The following is a 1,336-nucleotide window of genomic DNA, read 5'->3' on the forward strand; positions in this document are numbered from 1 at the left end:
TGAGACTGTAAATTAAATTGTGTAATTGCCTGAATTTGCTATGTTCATATTCACAACGGAGTCAGGCAACATGATGAACGAACAAAAACTAAAAGACCTTGCAGCAGAATTTGCTAAAGGAATCAAAACAGAAGACGATCTCAATCAATTCACCCGATTGTTGACTAAACTCACTGTTGAAACGGCTCTCAATGCCGAACTTACCGAACATCTCGGACATGAAAAGAATGCTCGTAAGAACGGTTCAAATGCTCGTAACGGTTATTCCAGTAAGACCGTGCTGAGCGATGATGGTGAGATTGAGATCACCACACCACGAGATCGTGATGGCACATTTGAGCCACAGCTAATTAAAAAGAATGAGAAGCACTGCTTCGCAAGGCGTATCACGCAAATGGATAGCCAAATTCTATCCCTTTATGCCAAAGGCATGACTACCCGTGAAATCGTGGCTACTTTCAAAGAAATGTACGATGCTGATGTATCGCCAACGCTTATTTCCAAGGTGACTGATGCTGTTAAGGAGCAAGTCGCTGAATGGCAAAACCGTCCGCTGGATGCACTCTATCCCATCGTCTATATGGACTGTATTGTAGTTAAAGTCCGTCATAATGGCAGTGTTATCAACAAGGCTGTATTCCTTGCCTTAGGCATTAATCTTGATGGACAGAAAGAACTGCTCGGCATGTGGATGGCTGAGAATGAAGGTGCAAAGTTCTGGCTGAATGTCCTGACTGAGCTTAAAAACCGAGGGTTGCAGGATATTCTGATCGCCTGTGTGGATGGACTAAAAGGCTTTCCTGATGCCATTAACAGCGTATACCCGCAAACCCATATCCAGCTGTGCATTATCCATATGCTGCGTAACAGCTTGAAATACGTATCATGGAAAGATTACAAGGCCGTCACTCAGGATTTAAAAGCCGTTTATCAGTCACCTACTGAAGAGGCAGCCTTGATGGCCTTGGATCAATTCGCCCAAACATGGGATGACAAGTACCCACAGATCAGCAAAAGCTGGCGTACACACTGGGAGAATCTAAATACCTTCTTTGCTTATCCAGCCGAGATACGCAAAGCCATCTATACCACCAATGCGATCGAATCATTAAACAGCGTAATACGTCAGGCGATCAAAAAGCGTAAAGTCTTTCCAACGGATGATTCTGTACGTAAAGTGATTTACCTGGCAATTGATGCAGCGTCTAAAAAGTGGAATATGCCTATTCGCGACTGGCGTTTAGCCATGAGCCGCTTTATTATTGAATTCGGTGACCGCTTAAGCAATCACCTTTAAATTTATGAAAAGCAATTACACAAAATTATTTACAGGCTC

General features: G+C 43.3%; 1 protein-coding gene. It reads left to right on the plus strand.

All coding sequences use genetic code 11. The annotated features are described in order from the left end of the window. The first annotated feature begins 73 nt into the window (after nt 1–73). On the plus strand, nt 74–1,297 hold the full coding sequence (locus tag AC1M9D_RS13975; RefSeq protein WP_481612433.1) for an IS256 family transposase: 1,224 nt from the start codon (nt 74–76) through the stop codon (nt 1,295–1,297). Nucleotides 1,298–1,336: the final 39 nt, after the last annotated feature.

This window comes from Acinetobacter sp. ANC_7682 (genome assembly GCF_056779795.1).

Coding starts and splice junctions, on each gene's coding strand:
- AC1M9D_RS13975 (WP_481612433.1), top strand. CDS start 74: ATGAACGAACAAAAACTAAAAGACCTTGCAGCAGAATTTGCTAAAGGA.